This is a genomic window from Hydrogenophaga sp. FG152, from assembly GCF_057809615.1.
The window spans coordinates 40,283-58,735 of record NZ_JBMDKH010000012.1 but is presented as its reverse complement, the minus strand read 5'-3'; the positions used below and the strand labels follow the sequence as shown (position 1 = coordinate 58,735).

Below are 18,453 nucleotides of genomic sequence, written 5' to 3'. Positions count from 1 at the left end.
GATTATCCCATCTGACCCTGTCTGGAGGGCCCCCGGCAAGGCAAGGCCATGGGGGCGGCCGGGTAAAATTCCGGGTTTTCCACCTGCCGCCGGCGGGTCAACGCACCTCAGGCTCCCAACGTGTCCCTGCACCTGCGCTTTTTTGAAGGCGGCAACGCCGTCAGCGACTTCAAAGTCCAGCAGCTCCTGCCCCGCCTCGCGGGCATTTCCGACAAGATCAACGGCCTTTCGGCCCGCTTCGTCCACCTGGCGAGCTTCGACGGCGAGCCCGACGCGGCCACGCTGCAGCGCGTGGGCGAGCTGCTGACCTACGGCGAACCCGGCAACCCGGCGCACGCTCAGCTGGAAGCGGCCGGCGCGCCGGCCCTGCTGGTGATGCCGCGCCTGGGCACCGTCTCGCCCTGGGCCTCCAAAGCGACCGACATCGCCCACAACTGCGGTTTGAGCCTGCACCGGGTGGAGCGCCTGGTCGAGTACCGCATCGGCCTCAAATCCGGTCTGCTCGGCAAGAAGGCCAGCCTCTCGGAAGAGCAATTGCGCGCCGTGGCCGACCTGCTGCACGACCGCATGACGGAAAACGTCTCGCTCGACCGCGGCCAGGCGCAGGCCCTGTTCACCGAGCTGCACCCCGCGCCGATGGAGCAGGTGGACGTGCTCGGGGGTGGCCGCTCGGCGCTGGAGCGCGCCAACGCCGACTGGGGCCTGGCCCTGGCCGACGACGAGATCGACTACCTCGTCAACGCCTTCAACGGCCTGAAGCGCAACCCGACCGACGTCGAGCTGATGATGTTCGCGCAGGCCAACAGCGAGCACTGCCGCCACAAGATCTTCAACGCGCAGTTCACCATCGACGGCGTGGCGCAGGACAAGAGCCTGTTCGGCATGATCCGCCACACCCACCAGCAGGCCCCGCAGCACACGGTGGTGGCCTACTCGGACAACGCCTCCATCATGGAAGGCAGCGTGGTCGAGCGCTTCGTGGCCCGCGCCGGCGGCAACGCGTCGCCGGCCTATGCCGCCGAGACCGCCACGCACCACGTGCTGATGAAGGTGGAAACGCACAACCACCCGACCGCCATCTCGCCGTTTCCCGGCGCCTCCACCGGCGCGGGTGGCGAGATCCGCGACGAAGGGGCCACCGGCCGAGGGTCCAAGCCCAAGGCCGGCCTGACCGGCTTCACCGTCGGCAAGCTCTGGGGCGGCCTCTCCGACCAGCCGGGCGGCAAGCCCGAGCACATCGCCAGTCCCCTGCAGATCATGACCGAGGGCCCCCTGGGCGGCGCGGCCTTCAACAACGAGTTCGGCCGGCCCAACCTGCTGGGCTACTTCCGCGAGTACGAGCTGGCGGTGGACGGCGTGCAGCGCGGGTACCACAAACCCATCATGATCGCGGGCGGCGTCGGCGTGATCGACGCCATCCAGACGAAGAAGATCGAATTCCCGGCCGGCTCGCTGCTCATCCAGCTCGGCGGCCCGGGCATGAAGATCGGCATGGGCGGCAGCGCGGCCAGCTCCATGGCCACCGGCACCAACGCCGCCTCGCTGGACTTCGACTCCGTGCAGCGCGGCAACCCCGAAATCGAGCGCCGCGCGCAGGAGGTCATCAACCACTGCTGGCAGCAGGGCGAGAACAACCCCATCCTGGCGATCCACGACGTGGGTGCGGGCGGCCTCTCCAACGCCTTCCCCGAACTCACCAACGACGCCGGCCGGGGCGCTCGCTTCGACCTGCGCGCCGTACCGCTGGAAGAAAGCGGCCTGGCGCCCAAGGAAATCTGGTGCAACGAGAGCCAGGAGCGTTATGTGCTGGCGATCGCGCCCGAATCGCTGCCGCTCTTCAAGGCCTTCTGCGAGCGCGAGCGCTGCCCGTTCGCCGTGATCGGTGTCGCCACCGAAGAGCGCCAGCTGGTGCTGGCGGACGAGGGAGCACAGAGCCCGGTGGACATGCCGATGAACGTGCTGCTGGGCAAACCCCCCAAGATGCACCGCGACGTGAAAAGCGTGGCGCGTCAGGCGACCCCGCTGGAACTCACCGGCGTGAACCTGCAGCAGGCCGTGATCGACGTGCTGAGCCATCCGACCGTGGCCTCCAAGCGCTTCCTCATCACCATCGGCGACCGCACCGTGGGCGGCCTCTCGCACCGCGACCAGATGGTCGGCCCCTGGCAGGTGCCGGTGGCGGACTGCGCCGTCACGCTGGCCGACTACAAGGGCTTCGCCGGCGAGGCCATGAGCATGGGCGAGCGCACGCCGCTGGCCGCGCTGGATGCCGCCGCGTCCGGCCGCATGGCGGTGGCCGAGGCCATCACCAACCTGCTGGCCGCGCCGATCGAGCTGCCGCGCGTGAAGCTCTCCGCCAACTGGATGGCTGCCTGCGGCGAACCGGGTGAAGACGCCGCGCTGTACGACACCGTCAAGGCCGTGGGCCTGGAACTCTGTCCGGCGCTGGGCATTTCCATTCCGGTGGGCAAGGACAGCCTGTCCATGCGCACCCAGTGGAGCGAAGGCGGCGAGACGAAGAAAGTGACCTCGCCGGTCAGCCTGATCGTGAGCGCCTTTGCCACGCTGGCCGACGTGCGCGGCACCCTCACGCCGCAATTGAACAACGCGCTCGACGACACTACGCTGGTCCTGATCGACCTTGGCAAGGGCCGCCACCGCATGGGCGGCAGCGTGCTGGCCCAGACCCTGGGGCAGGGCGGGGGCGAGGTGCCCGACCTGGACGACCTGAAAGACCTGGTGAACCTCGTCAACGCGGTGAACGCCTTGCGCGGCAAGATCCTGGCCTACCACGACCGCAGCGACGGGGGTCTGCTGGCCGCCGCCGCCGAGATGGCCTTCGCCGGCCACGTGGGCGTGGCGCTCAACGTGGACCTGCTCGTGACCGAGGGCGACGGCATCAGCGACAGCCGCGCCGAGATGGGCGACGCCAAGAACTGGGCCGGCCAGGTCAGCGCGCGCCGCGAGGAACTCACGCTCAAGGCCCTGTTCAGCGAAGAGCTGGGTGTGCTGCTGCAGGTGCGCACCGAAGACCGCAACGCCGTGATGCAGACCCTGCGCGAGCACGGCCTGTCCAAGCACAGCCACTTCGTGGGCAAGACCCGCCCGGCTTCGTCCGCCATGGACGCCGGCAAGGGCCAGCTGCAGGTCTGGCGCGACACCAAGGCGGTGTTCTCGGCCAGCCTGTTCGACCTGCAACAGGTCTGGGACAGCGTGAGCTGGAAGATCAACCAGCAGCGCGACAACCCGGCAGGCGCCGATGCCGAGCACGCAGCGGCCGGCCGACCCGACGACCCCGGTCTGCACACGAAACTCACGTTCGACGCCACCGACAACGTGGCCGCACCGTACCTCAACCTCGCCCGGCCCAAGGTCGCCATCCTGCGCGAGCAGGGCGTGAATTCGCACGTCGAGATGGCCTACGCCTTCACCCAGGCCGGCTTCGAGGCCTTCGACGTGCACATGACCGACTTGCAGACCGGCCGTGCGAAGCTGGCCGACTTCAAGGGCGTGGTGGCCTGCGGCGGCTTCAGCTACGGCGACACGCTGGGCGCCGGCATCGGCTGGGCGCGCAGCATCACCTTCAACCCCGGCCTGTCCGATCAGTTTCAGGCCTTCTTCGGCCGGGGCGACACCTTCGGCCTGGGCGTGTGCAACGGCTGCCAGATGTTCGCCGAGCTGGCCGACATCATCCCCGGTGCCGAAGCCTGGCCGCGCTTCACCACCAACCAGAGCGAGCGCTTCGAGGCGCGTCTGTCCCTGGTGGAGGTGCTGGACTCGCCCAGCCTGTTCCTGCAGGGCATGGCCGGCAGCCGCCTGCCGATCGCGGTCGCGCACGGCGAGGGTTACGCCAACTTCCGCCACCGGGGCGATGCGAGCAAGGCCATCGCCGCGATGCGCTTCACCGACCACCACGGTGCGGCCACCGAGGCCTACCCGTTCAACCCCAACGGCAGCCCGGGCGGCCTGACGGCGGTGACCACGGCCGACGGCCGCTTCACGGCCATGATGCCGCACCCCGAGCGCGTGTTCCGCAACATCCAGATGAGCTGGACCGACCAGGACCCGGCCGCCTTCAGCGCCTGGATGCGCCTGTGGCGCAACGCGCGCAAGTGGGTCGGCTGACCGGGCGCACCACATGGCCATCGAACTGCCCAAAACCACCCGCGACGAGGCGATCGCCTCGATCCAGCGCTACTTCGATGCGAACATGGACGAGCGCATCGGCAACATCGCCGCCGGCGGCCTGCTGGGCTTCTTCCTGGAAGAGATCGCGCCCGCGGTCTACAACCAGGCCGTGGCCGATGTGCAGGAACGCCTGCAGGCGCGCGTGGCGGAGCTCGACATCGAAGTGCACGAGGACGCCTTCACCTACTGGCGCAAGCGGGAGAAACCCGCCAAGGGGAGATGACACGTGGCCCGAGAACGCTTTCTGCCTGAGGGCACCGCCACCGATTTCGCCGCCGACGGCGCTGTGGTGCTGCGCGGCGTGTTCAACGCGGACGAACTCGCCCTGCTCGAACGCGGCATCGAGCACAACCTGGCGCATCTGAGCCCGCTGGCGCTGGTGGCGAGCGAACCCGACGACCCGGGCCGTTTCGTCGAGGACTTCTGCACCTGGCAGCACAACCCGTCGTACCAGCGCATCCTGCGCGATTCGGCGCTGCCGCACATCGCCACCCAGCTCATGCACAGCCGCACCGCGCGGCTCTACCACGACCATTTGCTGGTCAAGGAGCCCGGCACGCGCCAGCCCACGCCCTGGCACCAGGACCAGCCGTACTACAACGTCAGCGGCCGTCAGAACGTGAGTTTCTGGATTCCCGTGGACCCGGTGCCGCTGGCCAGCACGCTGCGGTTCGTGGCCGGTTCGCACGCCGGCACCTGGTACATGCCACGCACCTTCCGCGACCAGCAGGCCCGCTGGTTCCCCGAGGGCACGCTGGCCGAGTTGCCGGCCATCGACGCCGAGCCCGAGCGTTTCCGCCAGCTGGCCTGGGCACTCGAGCCTGGTGACTGCGTGGCCTTCCACATGCTCGCGCTGCACGCCTCCAGCGGCGTGGGACCTGGCCAGCGCCGGCGCGTGTTCTCCGCCCGCTACCTGGGTGAAGACGCGCGTCATGCGCCCCGACCTTGGCGCACTTCGCCGCCGTTTCCCGGCCTGGCCGCGCGCATGGCCGATGGCGCCGAGCTCGACGATCCCCTGTTCCCGCTCGTCTGGCCCTCCACCGACACCACCCACTCCTGAAAGGGCCGCGCCATGGCCGGTACCAGTCTGCTCGCGCTGATCGACGACATCGCCACCATCCTGGACGATGTGGCCGTCATGACCAAGGTGGCCGCGCGCAAGAGCGCCGCGGTGGCGGACGACGTGGCTGCCATGACCCAGATGGCGGCCAAGAAGACCGCCGGTGTGCTCGGTGACGACCTCGCGCTCAACGCGCAGCAGGTCACGGGTGTGAAGGCCGACCGCGAACTGCCTGTGGTCTGGGCCGTGGCCAAGGGCTCGATGATGAACAAGGCCATCCTGGTGCCCAGCGCGCTGGTCATCAGCGTGATCGCGCCCTGGGCCATCACCCCGCTGCTGATGCTCGGCGGCCTGTTCCTCTGCTTCGAGGGCGCGGAAAAGCTGTGGCACGCCTTCGGCCCGCACAAGGCCGAAGACGCGGCGCACCGCGAGGAACTGATCGAAGCCGCGGCCAACGAAAGCGTCGACCTGGTGGCGTTCGAAAAGCAGAAGATCAAGGGCGCCGTGCGCACCGATTTCATCCTGTCGGCCGAGATCATCGTGATCACCCTCGGCACAGTGGCCGCCGCCAGCATGGGCCAGCGCATCGCCGTGCTGGTGGGCATCTCGCTGATCATGACGGTGGGTGTCTACGGGCTGGTGGCGGGCATCGTCAAGCTCGACGACCTGGGCCTGCACCTCAACCGGCAGCCCGCGGCGTGGAAGCAGTCCCTGGGGCGCGGCATCCTCGCGGCCGCCCCCTGGCTGATGAAGACGCTATCGGTCGTCGGCACTGCCGCCATGTTCCTGGTCGGCGGTGGCATCCTGGTGCACGGCATCCCGGCACTCGGCCACGGCATCGAGGCCTTCGCCGCCACGCTGGGCTGGATAGGTTCGCTGGTGTCCACCCTGGTGGGTGCGCTCGCGGGCCTGGTGGCCGGGGGTGTGGTGCTGGCCCTGGTGAGCCTGGGCAAACGCCTGCGCGGCGGCACGAATACCGCCTGAGCGCCTCAGGCGGTCGTGGCAGGCCGCGTGCGGTAGAACTTCAGCGGGCTGGCCGGCACGGCCTGCATCACATTGGGCTTGATGCGCCCGACCACGTGCATTTCGCAGGGCTTGCAGTCGAAGCGCAGCGTGAGTTTCTCGTTGCCGTGCGTGATGCTCATGGGCTCGGCGCGGATGGTGCCCTGCACGCCAGTGACGCCCTTGGCCTGCTTGGGGCACAGGCTGAGCGAGAAGCGCACGCAGTGCTTGGTGATCATCAGGCTCACTTCGCCTTCTTCCTCGTGGCTCTCATAGGCCGAGGCGATCACCTTCACGCCGTGCTTCGCGTAGAAGTCGCGCGCCTTGTGGTTGTACACGTTGGCGAGGTAGGTGAGCGTGTCTTCCGGGTAGTTCACCGGCGGCTCCACCGGCGTGGCGCGGGGCAGGCGCTGCCAGGCCGACGCGCGGGCCGCTTCCAGCGCGGCGATGGCGTCGCGCCGCAGCGGGTTGAGCAGCGAGGCCGGCACGAACCAGGGCTGGGAGAGCTGCAGCGACACGTCGATCGGCTCGAACACCGTCTCACCCAGGCGCGACAGGCCTTCGCGCAGCCGCGCCTCGGCCTGCGCCGGGTCCTTGGCGGCCTCCAGGGTGCAGGGCAGCGTGGCGGCGGCGCAGTGGCCGTCCTCGTCGGTGGCGGTCAGCGTCAGGCCTTCGGCCGTCTCGTCCAGCCGCAGCCAGACGCCGATGCGGCGGTCGGCGGACTTTTTCTCCAGCGCGCGCACCCAGTCCACGTCGCGGTTGCGGTTGACCACCGTGCCGCGCTTGAGGTGGCGCAGGCCGTCCATCGCGTCCTTGGGGAACACGCGCCACTGGCCCGGGGTGCCCACGGGCTCGGCGCGGTTGATCTGCAGGCCCACCAGCTCCTTGTGCAGGTCCAGGTAACACAGGCCGTCGCCGTTGTGCACCACGGTGGCCGGGTCGTCGGTTTCCAGCTCGACGAAGTTGGGCCCGACCTTCGTCACCCAGCCGATGGGCCGGCCGGGGTTCTTGGGCGTGTCGAAGGCGCCGATGTCCTCCTGGCGGCCCTGGACGAAGTAGTCGGTGAACTCGCGGTTGAAGTTCTGGCCGGGGTCGGGCGTGAAGCCGAAGGTGCAGCGGCCGCTGGACGCGCGGCCCAGCTCGGGGCGTTCTTCCAGGATCTGGTCGAACAGCACGCGGTAGTGCGCCGTGATGTTCTTGACGTAGCCCATGTCCTTGTAGCGGCCCTCGATCTTGAAGCTGCGCGCGCCCGCCTCGATGAGCTCGCGCAGGTTGTCGCTCTGGTTGTTGTCCTTCATCGAGAGCACGTGTTTGTCGTGCGCCACGATGCGACCCTGGCTGTCTTTCACCTCGTAAGGCAGGCGGCAGGCCTGCGAGCAGTCGCCCCGGTTGGCGCTGCGGCCGGTGTGGGCATGGCTCACGTAACACTGGCCGCTGTAGGCCACGCACAGCGCGCCGTGGATGAAGAACTCGATCAGGCAGCGCTCGGCGTCGAGCGTGTCGCGGATGGCAGCGATCTGCGGCAGGGTGAGCTCGCGCGCCAGCACCAGCTTGGACAGGCCGGCGTCCTGCAGGAAACGCGCCTTCTCGGGCGTGCGGATGTCGGTCTGCGTGCTCGCGTGCAGCTGGATCGGGGGCAGGTCGATCTCCAGCAGCCCCATGTCCTGGATGATGAGGGCGTCCGCGCCTGCGTCGTACAGCTGCCAGGCAAGCTTGCGGGCCCCTTCCAGCTCGTCGTCGCGCAGGATGGTGTTCATGGTCACGTAGACGCGGCTGCCGAAGCGGTGCGCATGCCGGGCCACACGCGCGATGTCCTGCACGCGGTTGTCGGCGCTGGTGCGCGCGCCGAACGAAGGCCCGCCGATGTAGATCGCGTCGGCGCCGTGGTTCACCGCCTCGATGCCGATGTCGGCGTCGCGGGCGGGGGAGAGCAGTTCAATCTGGTGAGGCAGCATGGCGGTCGTGGAGCGGGCAGAATCGGGCCAGGAAAAAGCAACCCGATATTGTCCTGGAGAACGCCCATGCCCCCAAGCCCCGACACAAAAACCGCCTTCGTGCTGGTCCACGGGGCCTGGCACGGGGCCTGGTGCTGGCGCCGCGTGCTGCCGCTGCTGCGTGGCGCAGGCGTGGAGGCGCACGCCGTCACCCTCACCGGCGTGGGCGAACGCGCCCACCTGCTGAGCCCGGCGGTGGACCTGCACACCCACATCCAGGACGTGGTCGGCCTGGTCGAGGCCGAGGAGCTGCAGCGCATCGTGCTGGTGGGCCACAGCTACGCCGGCGTGGTGGTCACCGGCGTGGCCGACCGCCTGCAGCGCGAGCGCCCCGGCACCCTGGCCCACCTGGTCTACCTCGACGCGGCCGTGCCTTACCCGGGCGACAGCTGGAGCAGCCACCACTCGGCCGAAACCAAACAGGCCCGCACCGATGCCTCGAAACCCAGCGGCGGCCTGAGCTTTCCGCCGCCCGACGCCAGCCTCTTCGGGCTGGAAGGCGACGACCGCGACTGGGTGAACCGGCGCCAGACGCCGCAGCCTTTCCGCCTGTACCAGCAGCCGCTGGATTTCGATGCCGCGCTCGTGAATGCCGTGCCCCGCAGCTTCATCGACTGCACCTCGCCCGCCCTGGCGACCATCGCACCCGCCCGCGAGCGCGTGCGGCGCGAACCCGGCTGGCAGGTGCTGGAGCTGGCCACGGGACATGACCCGATGGTGAGCGAGCCCCAGGCCCTGGCCGACCTGCTGCTGGGCATCCGCCGCGCATCCGCCGCCTGAAAGCACCGCCGTGGCACAGCGCCTGGACCGCATCGACCTGCTGCGCGCGGCGGCCATGCTGTGGATGACCGCCTTCCATTTCTGCTTCGACCTGGACTTCTTCGGCTTCATCAACGAAGACTTCTACCGCGATCCGGTCTGGACCGGACAGCGAACGGCCATCGTCAGTCTGTTCCTGTTCACCGCCGGGCTGTCCCAGGCCGTGGCCCTGCACCAGGGGCAGACCTGGGTGCGCTTCTGGCGGCGCTGGCTGCAGGTGGCGGGGGCGGCGCTGCTGGTCACGGCGGGTTCGGTGGCCATGTTCCCGAACAGCTTCATCTACTTCGGCGTGTTGCACGGCATCGCGGCCATGCTGGTCATCGTGCGGCTCACCGCGGGGTGGGGCGCCTGGCTGTGGTGGCTGGGTGCGCTGGCCATCGCGCTCAAGTCCGCGGCGCCGCACGCCATCGCCATCTGGCCGGCGCTGGACGTGCTCAACACCCCGGCCCTCAACTGGCTGGGCCTGATCAGCCGCAAGCCCATCACCGAAGACTATGTGCCGCTGGCGCCCTGGCTGGGCGTGATGTGGTGGGGCATGGCGGCAGGCCAATGGGCCCTGCGGCACCGACCGCACTGGCTGGGCACGGCCGACGCGGCGGCCGCCGGCGTGCGGGGCGCCCTCGTGACGCTGGGGCGCTGGAGCCTGTCGTATTACCTGCTGCACCAGCCGGTGCTGCTGGCCCTGGTCTGGGTCGCCGCCCAGATGCGCTGAACGGGCGAGCGCCAGGCACAAAAAAAGCGCGGAGCGGCCGCGCTTTTTGTGCAGGAGGCGAAACGCTTACTGGATCTTGGCTTTTTCGCGCAGGGTCTTCTGGAACTCGGCCAGCTTCTGCTGCTGCATCTGCTGCTCGATCTGCGGCTTGATGTCTTCCAGCTTGGGCAGCTCGGCGGTGCGCACGTCGTCCACACGGATGATGTGCCAGCCGAATTGCGTCTTCACCGGTTCCTGAGTCAGCTGGCCCTTGTCGAGCTTGATCATGGCTTCGGAGAATTCCGGCACGTAGCTGGCGGCAGCCGCCCAGTCCAGGTCGCCACCGTTGGCACCGGAGCCCGGGTCCTTCGACTGCTTCTTGGCGATCTCTTCGAACTTGCCACCCTTCTTCAGGCTGGCGATGATGGCCTTGGCTTCGTCTTCCTTCTCCACCAGGATGTGGCGCGCGCGGTACTCCTTGCCACCGTTGGCCGCCACGAACTTGTCGTACTCGGCCTTGACGTCGGCGTCGGTCACCGGGTTCTTCTTCTGGAAGTCGGTGAAGAGGGCGCGGATCATGATGGTCTGGCGCGCCAGTTCCATCTGGTTCTTGTACTCCTCGGAGGCGGCGATGCCGCGCTTCTGCGCTTCCTGCATGAAGACTTCGCGCAGCACCACTTCTTCCTTGAGCTGGGCACGCACGTTGTCGTCCACCGGGCGGCCAGAGGCGGCAATCTGCTGCTCCAGCACCGTCAGGCGTGCCGTGGGAACGGGCTTGCCGTTGACGATGGCCACGTTCTGGGCCAGGGCCCAGGGCGCTGCCGTGATGAGGGCAGCCGCGGTGAGGGCCGTCAGGGAGAATTTCATGGTGTTCCTCGGGATAAAAGGGAGTTGGAGCCGCCGCCAGGGGCGGGATTTCAGCAAACAGGTATCAGAACGTAGCGGCTGAATGGGGTCGTCATGGGCCGTCAGGCCTTGATTTCGATGGCCAGGGCGTGCAGCCCGGCCTCGGTGAATTTTTGCAGCGCATCATACACAAGGCGGTGCTGCGCCACCCGGGTCCGGCCGACGAACGCGGGCCCGCCGATGCGCACCCGGAAATGCGTGCCATAGCCCAGACCGTTGGCGCCGGCGTGGCCGGCGTGGGCCGCGCTTTCGTCCAGCACCTCCAGCACGGTGGGCGTGAGGGCCTCGCGCAGGCGCGCCTCGATCGCGGCGGCGGTGGGCACCACGGCAGCGGTATCGCTCATGGCTTCTTCTCCACGGTGTCGTCGTCCTTCAGGTAGCGCGCGATGTACAGGCCCTGGCCCACGATGAAGACCACCGGGAACACATAGCCCCAGAGCTTGAAGTTCACCCAGTCTTCGGTCGAGTAATAGGCCGCCACGTAGGCGTTGATGCCCGCCATGAACAGGAAGTAGCCGACCCACGCCACGGTGAGCCGGGCCCAGACGTTCGTGGGCAGGTTGAGCTGGCTGCCCAGCAGGATCTGCAGGAAGTTCTTTTTCCAGATCCACAGGGCCGCGGCCAGCACGATGGCCATGCTCGCGTACAGCACGGTGGGCTTCCATTTGATGAAGCGCTCGTCCTGCAGGAACAGCGTGAGCGCGCCGAACACCAGCACCAGCACCAGCGTGACCTTGTGCAGGGTCTGCAGCTTGCGGTCGATCGCGTAGATGAGGGCGGTCTGGATCAGCGTGGCGACCATCAGCACGCCGGTGGCGGTGTAGATGTCGGCCATCTTGTAGGCCACCACGAAAAGCCCGATGGGAAAGAAATCAATCAGAAAACGCATGGGGCGATTATCGGGCTTGGGCTTGCGGCTTCCTTAAGCGGGGCTTTGGACCCGGTGGCGGGCGGAACTTGCGGCCCTGCAGCGGCTCTCTATCGCATTCCCGGTCCCGATTCACCCTTTCTCCAGGAGCCCTTCGCGCATGACCCCTCAGGAACAGCAGTCCATTCTCTCCATCGCCTTGCTGGCCGCGTTCGCCGATGGCAACAAGGCCGACGCCGAGCGCGAGGCGATCCGGCGCATGGCCGAGTCGCTGCCGCACGAATCGGGCGGCGCGGTGCTGGTGCGTCTCTACCAGGACGTGCTGCTCAAGCGCGTGTCGCTCGCCGATGCCGTGGCCGGCCTGCAGGATGCCGGGCAACGGCAGCTCGCCTATGAAATGGCGGTCTGCGTGTGCGATGCCGACGGACGGCAAAGCCCGGCCGAAGCCGCTTTTCTGGCCGATCTCAAGGCCCGCCTGAAGTTGGACGCGGGCGAGGCCGCCGCCTTCGAGCGCGAGGCCGATGCCGTCGTGGACGCGGCAGAGAAGGCGGTGCCGGTGGCCGCGCCCGTGGCACCCCCGGTGGTCGCCGCCAGCGTGGCGCCCGGCGTGGACCTCGACAAATCGATCTTGAACTACGCGCTGCTCAACGGTGCGCTGGAGTTGCTGCCGCAGTCCTGGGCCTCGATGGCCATCATCCCGCTGCAGGTGAAGATGGTCTACGCCATCGGCAAGGCGCATGGGGTGGAGCTGGACCAGGGCCACATCCGCGAGTTCATCGCGGCGGTGGGCGTGGGCCTGACCTCGCAGTACCTGGAGCAATTCGGCCGCAAGCTGCTCGGCGGCCTGCTCGGCAAGGCGGCCGGGCGCACCGTGGGCCGCCTGGGCGGCGCCGCCACCGGCATGGCGTTTTCCTTCGCCACCACCTACGCGCTGGGCCAGGTGGCCAAGCGCTACTACGCCGGTGGCCGTGTGATGAGCACCGACCTGCTCAAGCAGAGCTTCCAGGACCTGCTCGGCCCGGCCAAGCAGATGCAGGCGCAGTACCTGCCGCAGATCCAGCAGAAGGCCGCCACGCTCGATGCCGGCCAGGTGATGCAACTGGTGCGCGGCGGGGTCTGATCTTCAGGCCGCCTGCGCGGCGGGCTGCGTGGCCATCGCCTCAGCGGCGATGCTCAGCGAGCGCAGGCGCAGCGCGGGGTCGAACAGGTCGCTCACGATCATGAACTCGTCGGCCTGCGTCACCTGGGCCAGCGACTGCAGGCCCGCGCGCACCGTCTCCGGCCCGCCGATCACGGCAGCGGCGAGGAAATCGGCGATCGCCGCCTGCTCCTGCGCGTGCAGGCCTTGCATGAAGCCCTTCACCGGTGGCGGCAGCTGGCCGCGCTTGCCGGTGAGGATGCCGAGCACGCGCTGGTAGGTGCTGCTCGCGAGGTACTCGGCCTCTTCGTCGGTGGGCGCGGCCACCAGCGGCACGCCCACGACGGCGTAAGGCTCGGCCAGCGTGGGCGAGGGCTGGAAGCGCGTGCGGTAGACATCCAGCGCCTGCAGCAGCAGGCGCGGCGCGAAGTGCGAGGCAAACGCATAAGGCAGGCCGCGCTCGGCCGCCAGCTGCGCGGAAAACAGGCTCGAACCCAGCAGCCAGATCGGCACGTTGGTGCCCGCGCCGGGGTTGGCGATCAGCCGCTGGCCGGGCGAGGCCGGGCCCAGCAGGTGCTGCAGTTCGGCCACGTCGCGCGGGAAGTCCGCCTCGGTCTCCACGCGGTCGCGCCGCAGCGCGCGCATGGTGTGCGGGTCGGTGCCGGGCGCGCGGCCCAGGCCGAGGTCGATGCGGCCGGGGTAGAGCTCGGCCAGGGTGCCGAAGGCCTCGGCCACCACCAGCGGCGCGTGGTTGGGCAGCATGACGCCGCCCGAGCCGATGCGCATGCGCTTCGTGCCGCCCGCGATGTGGCCGATGAGTACGGCGGTGGCCGAGCTGGCGATGCCGCTCATGTTGTGGTGCTCGGCCAGCCAGTAGCGCGTGAAACCGAGCGACTCGGCGTGCTGCGCGGTGCGCAGGGCGACCGCCAGCGCGTCGGCCACGGTGCCGCCCTCGCGCACGGCCACCAGGTCGAGCATGGACAGGCGGATGTCGGAGAGGTTTTTCATGCCGGGAGGAAGCCTTCGATGGAGAGATACCGCTCGCCGGTGTCGTAGTTGAAACCGAGCACCACGGCCTTGGCCGGCAGCTCGGGCAGCTTCTGCGCGATGGCGGCCAAGGTGGCACCCGAGGAAATGCCGACCAGGATGCCTTCTTCGCGCGCGCTGCGGCGCGCCATTTCGCGCGCGGGTTCGGCGTCGACCTGGATCACGCCGTCGAGCAGGCTGGTGTCGAGGTTGTTCGGGATGAAGCCCGCGCCGATGCCCTGGATCGGGTGGGGCGAGGGATTGCCACCGGAGATGACAGGCGAGGCCGAAGGCTCCACAGCGAACACCTTCAGTTTCGGCCAGCGCGCCTTGAGCACGCGCGCCACGCCCGTGATGTGGCCGCCCGTGCCCACGCCGGTGATGAGCACGTCGATGCCGTCGGGGAAGTCGGCCGCGATCTCCTCGGCCGTGGTGCGCACGTGCACGTCCACGTTGGCCGGGTTGTTGAACTGCTGCGGCATCCACGCACCGGGGGTGGCGGCCACGATTTCCTCGGCGCGCGCGATCGAGCCCTTCATGCCCTTCTCGCGCGGGGTCAGGTCGAAGGTGGCGCCGTAGGCCAGCATCAGGCGGCGGCGCTCGACCGACATGCTGTCGGGCATCACCAGGATCAGCTTGTAGCCCTTGACGGCGGCCACCATGGCCAGGCCGATGCCGGTGTTGCCCGAGGTGGGTTCGACGATGGTGCCGCCGGGCTGCAGCGCGCCCGAGCGCTCGGCGTCTTCCACCATGGACAGGGCGATGCGGTCCTTGATGGAGCCGCCCGGGTTGCTGCGCTCGGACTTGATCCACACCTGCTGGCTCGCGTCGCCGAACAGGCGCTGCACGCGGATGTGTGGGGTACGGCCGATGGTGTCGAGAACGTTCTGGGCTTTCATGGCGTGTCCTTCTTGGGTTGGTGTTCCAGCGAAGCGGAGTTCATGCAGTAGCGCAGGCCGGTGGGGGCGGGGCCGTCCTCGAACACGTGGCCCAGGTGTGCGCCGCACTGGCTGCAGACGGTTTCCACGCGCACCATGCCGTGGCTGCGGTCGGTGATCTCGGTGATGGCGCCCGGCACGGCCAGCGAGAAGCTGGGCCAGCCGCAGCCCGCGTCGAACTTGGTGTCGGCGTCGAACAGCTTGTTGCCACAGCAGATGCAGTGGTAGCTGCCGTCGGCCCAGACCTGCTCGAACTTGCCGGTGTAGGGGCGTTCGGTGTGGGCGTGGCGGGTCACGTCGAAGGCCCGTGGCTCGGCGCCTTTGGCGGCCAGCACTTCGCGCCATTCGGCTTCGGTTTTCTGGATGGGAAAGGTCATCGGGTCTCCTAGGACGAGCAGCTGATTTCGATCTGGCTGGCCCAATCGGGCGGGAAAGCGGCCAGGTCTTGCTGGCCGGGAAGTTCTTCAAATGGGTGTTCGAGCGCGTTTTGCAACCGCGCGACCTCGCTGAAGTCGCCCTGTTTGGCGCGCTGGATGGCGATCTCCCCCAAATGGTTGCGCAGCACCACCTGCGGGTTGGTGCGCAGCATGCGGCTCTGCGTGGCAGCGGCATCGAAGCCGGGCTCGGCCTGAAGGCGCTCGCGCCAGCGCTGGGCCCACGCATCGAAGGCTTCGCGTTGCAGGAACAGGTCGCGCACGGCATCGATCGGGCCGGCCACGGCGTGGCTCAGGCGGCGCCAGAAGATGGTGAAGTCCACCGCGTCGGCCGCCATCAGCTTCATCAGCGATTCGGTGAGTTCGGCGTCGCCGTCTTCCGTGCGGCCCAGGCCCAGCTTGGCGTTCATGCGGCGCTGCAGCGCGGCCGGCATCAGCGCCTTGTAGGGTTCCAGCGCGTCCAGCGCCTGCTGCTGGTCGTCCATCAGCGGCAGCAGCGCCTGGCCCAGCGCGAACAGGTTCCAGTAGGCGATGTTGGGCTGGCGGTTGTAGGCGTAGCGCCCGCCGGTGTCCGAGTGGTTGCAGATGTGGCCGGGGTTGAAGGCGTCGAGAAACTGGAACGGGCCGTAGTCGATGGTCAGGCCCAGGATGCTCATGTTGTCGGTGTTCATCACCCCGTGGCAGAAGCCCACGGCCTGCCACTGCGCCACCATCTCGGCGGTGCGCGCGCTCACGGCCTCCAGCAGGGCCGCGTAGGGGCTGCCCGGTGCTTCGCGGCAGGCGGGGTAGAAGCGGTCGATCACGAAGTCGGCCAGCTGGCGCAGTTCACCGTGCAGGCCGTGGTGCGAAAAATGCTCGAAGTGGCCGAAGCGGATGAAGCTGGGCGCCACGCGCGTGACCACGGCGGCGGTCTCGATCTCCTCGCGGCGCACCGGCGCGGGCGAGCCGGTGACGCACAGCGCGCGGCTGGTGGGAATGCCCAGGGCGTGCATGGCCTCGCTGCAGAGGAACTCGCGGATCGAACTGCGCAGCACCGCGCGGCCGTCGCCCATGCGCGAATACGGTGTGAGGCCGGCGCCCTTGAGCTGCACCTCCTGCGGGCCCGAGGGCGTGTCCACCTCGCCGAGCAGGATGGCGCGGCCGTCGCCCAGCTGGCCGGCCCATTGGCCGAACTGGTGGCCGCTGTACACGCTGGCCAGCGGCTGCGTGCCGGCAATGGGCAGGTTGCCGGTGAAGGCATCCAGCGCGGCGGGCGAGGACAGCCAGGCCCGGTCCAGACCCAGCAGATCGGCCACGGTCGGGCTGGTGCCCACCCAGTGGGGCGAGGGCAGGGGGGTGGGGGCTCTGAGGGTGTAGAAGGCCTCGCCCAGGCTGGCGAAACGGTTGTGCCAGGCCAGGCCCAGATCCAGGCTGGCGGCCATGTCGACGGGTCGGTTCATGCCTGCCATTGTCCCTATCGGGGGCGACATGGCCGGGTGCAGGGTCAATGCAGGTTGCTTTCAACCGCATGCGGTTGAAAAAAGCAATCCACAATTACTACTAACAAACCAACGTGTCATTTGGTAAATAATCCAAAAGCGGTCTTCACGAGAGGTCGCAAAAGAGGAGGCAGAGATGGGCAGCACTTTCATCGAAAACATGCGCACCTCGGTAGACGCACAGTGGGGCGAGATCAAGCAGGGTGTGTTCTGGTGCCGGGTGATGGAACGTCCGGTCACCCTCGGGTTCTATCGGGACCTGATGCTTCAGATGTGGCATCACTCGCGGCACAACGCGATGAACCAGGCTGTCGCCACCTTTGTGCCGGCACCTGAGGCCTTGCTGAAGTTCTTCTACCGTCAGGCAGCGGAAGAACTCGGCCACGAGCGCATGGTGGTACACGACCTGAAGAGCATTGGCATTTACGACGAGACCGACTTGAATCGCCCGCCGTTGCCAGCCACCGAAGCGCTGATCGGCTATCTCTACTATGTGGGGTTGCGTTACGGCGCGGTGGCTCGCTTGGGGTACAGCTTCTGGGCTGAGCGGTCTCACGATCACGTCAAGGAACTGATCGCCAAGATCAGTGACGATCTGAACCTTGCGCATCAGGACGTCACGTTTTTCAGCAAACATGCGCAGGCCGACCTGATGCAGGCCTTCCAGGTGGAACAAGCCCTGGAGCGATTTGCGATCAGTTCCCGGGAGCAGGAACTTGCCCGGCAAGTGGCCACCACAAGCCTGTTCCTGACCGGCCAGCTGCTGAATCAGGCGGCGGTTCGACACCTCTGATCAGGCCGGTTGGGCAGAGATCCATTGGTTCAGGCCAGCGGCTCGGCCTCGGCCAGCCGCGCGCGGTACTGGCCCGGTGACACGCCGAACCAGCGTTTGTTGGCGCGGAAGAAGTTGCTCTGGTCGGCAAAGCCCAGCAGGTCGGCCACCTGGGCCAGGGTGTAGCGGTCTTCGGCCAGGTATTTCTGCGCCAGGTCGCGCCGGGCGTCGTCGAGCAACTGCTGGAAGTTGGTGTCTTCCTCGCGCAGGCGGCGCTGCAGGGTGCGGTCGGCCATGGCCAGGCTGCTGGCGATGTCTTCGCGGCGCGGCTCGCCCAGGTGCAGGCGGTGGATGATTTCCTCGGTCACGCGCTGGCCGGTGCTGGCATGGCCCAGCCGCACCAGGCGCGATTCGATCACGCGCTGGTGCATGTCGAACAGCACCGGGTCGCTGGAGAGCAGCGGCATCTCCAGGTCCCGGTTGGTCAGCAGCAGCCGGTTGCGCGGCTGGCCGAAGCGCACCGGGCAGCCGAACGCGGCCACGTAGGGGCGGGCATCCGCCGGCTCGGGGTCGACGAACTCCACCGCCTGGGGCTGCACGTCGCGCCGCGTGATCCAGCGGCACAGCGTGGCCACGGTCAGCAGGCTGTATTCCAGCCGCTGGCGCGGCAGCGGCCGGGTGTTGCCGATCAGGCCCAGCACCATCCACTGGTTGCTGCCGTCGGGTTCGAGGTCGAGCGTGATTGCGTCCGAGATCACGGCGTAGTAGCGCGAGAGGTTCATCAGCCCGGCCTTGAGGGTCGGGCTGGCCAGCATCACGTAACCCACCATGTCGAAGTTGACATGCCGCGCCGGCAGCTCGCGGTCCATGCCCAGGGCCGGGTTGCCCGACCAGGCCACCGCCAATTCCCACAGGCGCGTGATGTCATCGACTTCCACCCGACCGTCCGGGTCCTGCAACAGGGCGTCATCGATGCGCGCGCCGGCCAGCAGGCGCGGCGCGTCCAGGCCCCGGGAGGCGAACATGTCGGCGAGGCATCTGACCCAGAGGGCGGAGCTGCTTCTTCGGCTGGGGTGGTGGCGTCGTGAAGTCACTCGATTGGTCGTGTTGCGATAGCGGCGCATCGGGCACCCGTTCCT

At 68.3% G+C, this 18,453-nt stretch carries 17 protein-coding genes; 8 read left to right on the top strand and 9 right to left on the bottom strand.

What is annotated here, in order from left to right; all coding sequences use genetic code 11:
- Nucleotides 1-120: 120 nt before the first annotated feature.
- Genes purL through ACODTB_RS15345 form a run of 4 tightly spaced genes read left to right on the top strand, consistent with a single transcriptional unit; the run spans nucleotide 121 to nucleotide 6,232 of the window.
- Nucleotides 121-4,125, top strand: coding sequence for a phosphoribosylformylglycinamidine synthase (gene purL, locus ACODTB_RS15360; protein WP_488929459.1), 4,005 nt, complete (start codon nucleotides 121-123; stop codon nucleotides 4,123-4,125).
- 13 nt (nucleotides 4,126-4,138) lie between these two features.
- Entirely contained in the window at nucleotides 4,139-4,411 is a 273-nt protein-coding gene (locus ACODTB_RS15355) for a DUF2164 domain-containing protein (RefSeq protein WP_291114870.1), read from the top strand.
- Nucleotides 4,412-4,414: 3 nt separating this feature from the next.
- Nucleotides 4,415-5,248, top strand: a complete 834-nt coding sequence (locus ACODTB_RS15350; RefSeq protein WP_291114868.1) for a phytanoyl-CoA dioxygenase family protein — start codon at nucleotides 4,415-4,417, stop codon at nucleotides 5,246-5,248.
- Between the two features lie 12 nt (nucleotides 5,249-5,260).
- Nucleotides 5,261-6,232, top strand: coding sequence for a DUF808 domain-containing protein (locus ACODTB_RS15345; protein WP_291114866.1), 972 nt, complete (start codon nucleotides 5,261-5,263; stop codon nucleotides 6,230-6,232).
- A 5-nt stretch (nucleotides 6,233-6,237) separates the two neighbouring features.
- On the opposite strand, the gene ACODTB_RS15340 is transcribed toward ACODTB_RS15345, so the two are convergent.
- Entirely contained in the window at nucleotides 6,238-8,205 is a 1,968-nt protein-coding gene (locus ACODTB_RS15340; protein ID WP_291114864.1) for a peptidase U32 family protein, read from the bottom strand.
- 66 nt (nucleotides 8,206-8,271) lie between these two features.
- Between ACODTB_RS15340 and ACODTB_RS15335 the strand changes: the two genes are divergently transcribed.
- Both ACODTB_RS15335 and ACODTB_RS15330 read left to right on the top strand, forming a co-directional pair.
- Nucleotides 8,272-9,024 carry an alpha/beta fold hydrolase gene (locus ACODTB_RS15335; RefSeq protein ID WP_291114862.1) on the top strand — a complete coding sequence of 251 codons (753 nt, stop codon included), beginning with the start codon at nucleotides 8,272-8,274 and terminating at the stop codon, nucleotides 9,022-9,024.
- 10 nt (nucleotides 9,025-9,034) lie between these two features.
- Nucleotides 9,035-9,775 carry a heparan-alpha-glucosaminide N-acetyltransferase gene (locus tag ACODTB_RS15330; protein ID WP_291114860.1) on the top strand — a complete coding sequence of 247 codons (741 nt, stop codon included), beginning with the start codon at nucleotides 9,035-9,037 and terminating at the stop codon, nucleotides 9,773-9,775.
- A 66-nt stretch (nucleotides 9,776-9,841) separates the two neighbouring features.
- Here ACODTB_RS15330 and ACODTB_RS15325 read toward each other — a convergent pair whose 3' ends face one another.
- The 3 genes from ACODTB_RS15325 to ACODTB_RS15315 form a co-directional block, all read right to left on the bottom strand.
- Nucleotides 9,842-10,621: a peptidylprolyl isomerase gene (locus ACODTB_RS15325; protein ID WP_291114858.1), complete on the bottom strand. Its 780-nt coding sequence runs from the start codon at nucleotides 10,619-10,621 to the stop codon at nucleotides 9,842-9,844.
- 101 nt (nucleotides 10,622-10,722) lie between these two features.
- A complete protein-coding gene (locus ACODTB_RS15320) occupies nucleotides 10,723-11,004 on the bottom strand; it encodes a BolA family protein (RefSeq protein ID WP_291114856.1) in 282 nt (93 codons plus the stop codon).
- The gene (locus ACODTB_RS15315) at nucleotides 11,001-11,549 is read right to left on the bottom strand and encodes a septation protein A (RefSeq protein WP_291114854.1); all 549 of its coding nucleotides are present in this window, start codon (nucleotides 11,547-11,549) and stop codon (nucleotides 11,001-11,003) included. Before ACODTB_RS15315 ends, ACODTB_RS15320 begins: the two co-directional genes overlap by 4 nt.
- 139 nt (nucleotides 11,550-11,688) lie before the next feature.
- Here ACODTB_RS15315 and ACODTB_RS15310 point away from each other — a divergent pair, with 139 nt between their 5' ends.
- Nucleotides 11,689-12,648, top strand: a complete 960-nt coding sequence (locus tag ACODTB_RS15310; RefSeq protein WP_291114852.1) for a YcjF family protein — start codon at nucleotides 11,689-11,691, stop codon at nucleotides 12,646-12,648.
- A 3-nt stretch (nucleotides 12,649-12,651) separates the two neighbouring features.
- Here the strand turns inward: ACODTB_RS15310 and ACODTB_RS15305 are convergent, their stop codons facing one another.
- From ACODTB_RS15305 to ACODTB_RS15290, 4 genes are read right to left on the bottom strand one after another with little or no spacing between them, the layout of a single operon-like run.
- Nucleotides 12,652-13,674, bottom strand: a complete 1,023-nt coding sequence (locus tag ACODTB_RS15305) for an LLM class flavin-dependent oxidoreductase (protein WP_488929458.1) — start codon at nucleotides 13,672-13,674, stop codon at nucleotides 12,652-12,654.
- A complete protein-coding gene (gene cysK / locus ACODTB_RS15300; RefSeq protein WP_488929457.1) occupies nucleotides 13,671-14,591 on the bottom strand; it encodes a cysteine synthase A in 921 nt (306 codons plus the stop codon). Before cysK ends, ACODTB_RS15305 begins: the two co-directional genes overlap by 4 nt.
- The gene (msrB, locus tag ACODTB_RS15295; protein ID WP_291119385.1) at nucleotides 14,588-15,007 is read right to left on the bottom strand and encodes a peptide-methionine (R)-S-oxide reductase MsrB; all 420 of its coding nucleotides are present in this window, start codon (nucleotides 15,005-15,007) and stop codon (nucleotides 14,588-14,590) included. Before msrB ends, cysK begins: the two co-directional genes overlap by 4 nt.
- Nucleotides 15,008-15,015: 8 nt before the next feature.
- Nucleotides 15,016-16,503, bottom strand: coding sequence for a protein adenylyltransferase SelO (locus ACODTB_RS15290; protein WP_291119387.1), 1,488 nt, complete (start codon nucleotides 16,501-16,503; stop codon nucleotides 15,016-15,018).
- A 175-nt stretch (nucleotides 16,504-16,678) separates the two neighbouring features.
- Here ACODTB_RS15290 and ACODTB_RS15285 point away from each other — a divergent pair, with 175 nt between their 5' ends.
- Nucleotides 16,679-17,335: an iron-containing redox enzyme family protein gene (locus tag ACODTB_RS15285; RefSeq protein WP_291119390.1), complete on the top strand. Its 657-nt coding sequence runs from the start codon at nucleotides 16,679-16,681 to the stop codon at nucleotides 17,333-17,335.
- A 29-nt stretch (nucleotides 17,336-17,364) separates the two neighbouring features.
- On the opposite strand, the gene ACODTB_RS15280 is transcribed toward ACODTB_RS15285, so the two are convergent.
- Entirely contained in the window at nucleotides 17,365-18,339 is a 975-nt protein-coding gene (locus ACODTB_RS15280; protein WP_291119393.1) for an AraC family transcriptional regulator, read from the bottom strand.
- Nucleotides 18,340-18,453: the final 114 nt, after the last annotated feature.

Coding starts and splice junctions, on each gene's coding strand:
- ACODTB_RS15355 (WP_291114870.1), top strand. CDS start 4,139: ATGGCCATCGAACTGCCCAAAACCACCCGCGACGAGGCGATCGCCTCG.
- ACODTB_RS15345 (WP_291114866.1), top strand. CDS start 5,261: ATGGCCGGTACCAGTCTGCTCGCGCTGATCGACGACATCGCCACCATC.
- ACODTB_RS15340 (WP_291114864.1), bottom strand. CDS start 8,205: ATGCTGCCTCACCAGATTGAACTGCTCTCCCCCGCCCGCGACGCCGAC.
- ACODTB_RS15335 (WP_291114862.1), top strand. CDS start 8,272: ATGCCCCCAAGCCCCGACACAAAAACCGCCTTCGTGCTGGTCCACGGG.
- ACODTB_RS15325 (WP_291114858.1), bottom strand. CDS start 10,621: ATGAAATTCTCCCTGACGGCCCTCACCGCGGCTGCCCTCATCACGGCA.
- ACODTB_RS15320 (WP_291114856.1), bottom strand. CDS start 11,004: ATGAGCGATACCGCTGCCGTGGTGCCCACCGCCGCCGCGATCGAGGCG.
- ACODTB_RS15315 (WP_291114854.1), bottom strand. CDS start 11,549: ATGCGTTTTCTGATTGATTTCTTTCCCATCGGGCTTTTCGTGGTGGCC.
- ACODTB_RS15310 (WP_291114852.1), top strand. CDS start 11,689: ATGACCCCTCAGGAACAGCAGTCCATTCTCTCCATCGCCTTGCTGGCC.
- ACODTB_RS15305 (WP_488929458.1), bottom strand. CDS start 13,674: ATGAAAAACCTCTCCGACATCCGCCTGTCCATGCTCGACCTGGTGGCC.
- cysK (WP_488929457.1), bottom strand. CDS start 14,591: ATGAAAGCCCAGAACGTTCTCGACACCATCGGCCGTACCCCACACATC.
- msrB (WP_291119385.1), bottom strand. CDS start 15,007: ATGACCTTTCCCATCCAGAAAACCGAAGCCGAATGGCGCGAAGTGCTG.
- ACODTB_RS15290 (WP_291119387.1), bottom strand. CDS start 16,503: ATGAACCGACCCGTCGACATGGCCGCCAGCCTGGATCTGGGCCTGGCC.
- ACODTB_RS15285 (WP_291119390.1), top strand. CDS start 16,679: ATGGGCAGCACTTTCATCGAAAACATGCGCACCTCGGTAGACGCACAG.
- ACODTB_RS15280 (WP_291119393.1), bottom strand. CDS start 18,339: ATGTTCGCCTCCCGGGGCCTGGACGCGCCGCGCCTGCTGGCCGGCGCG.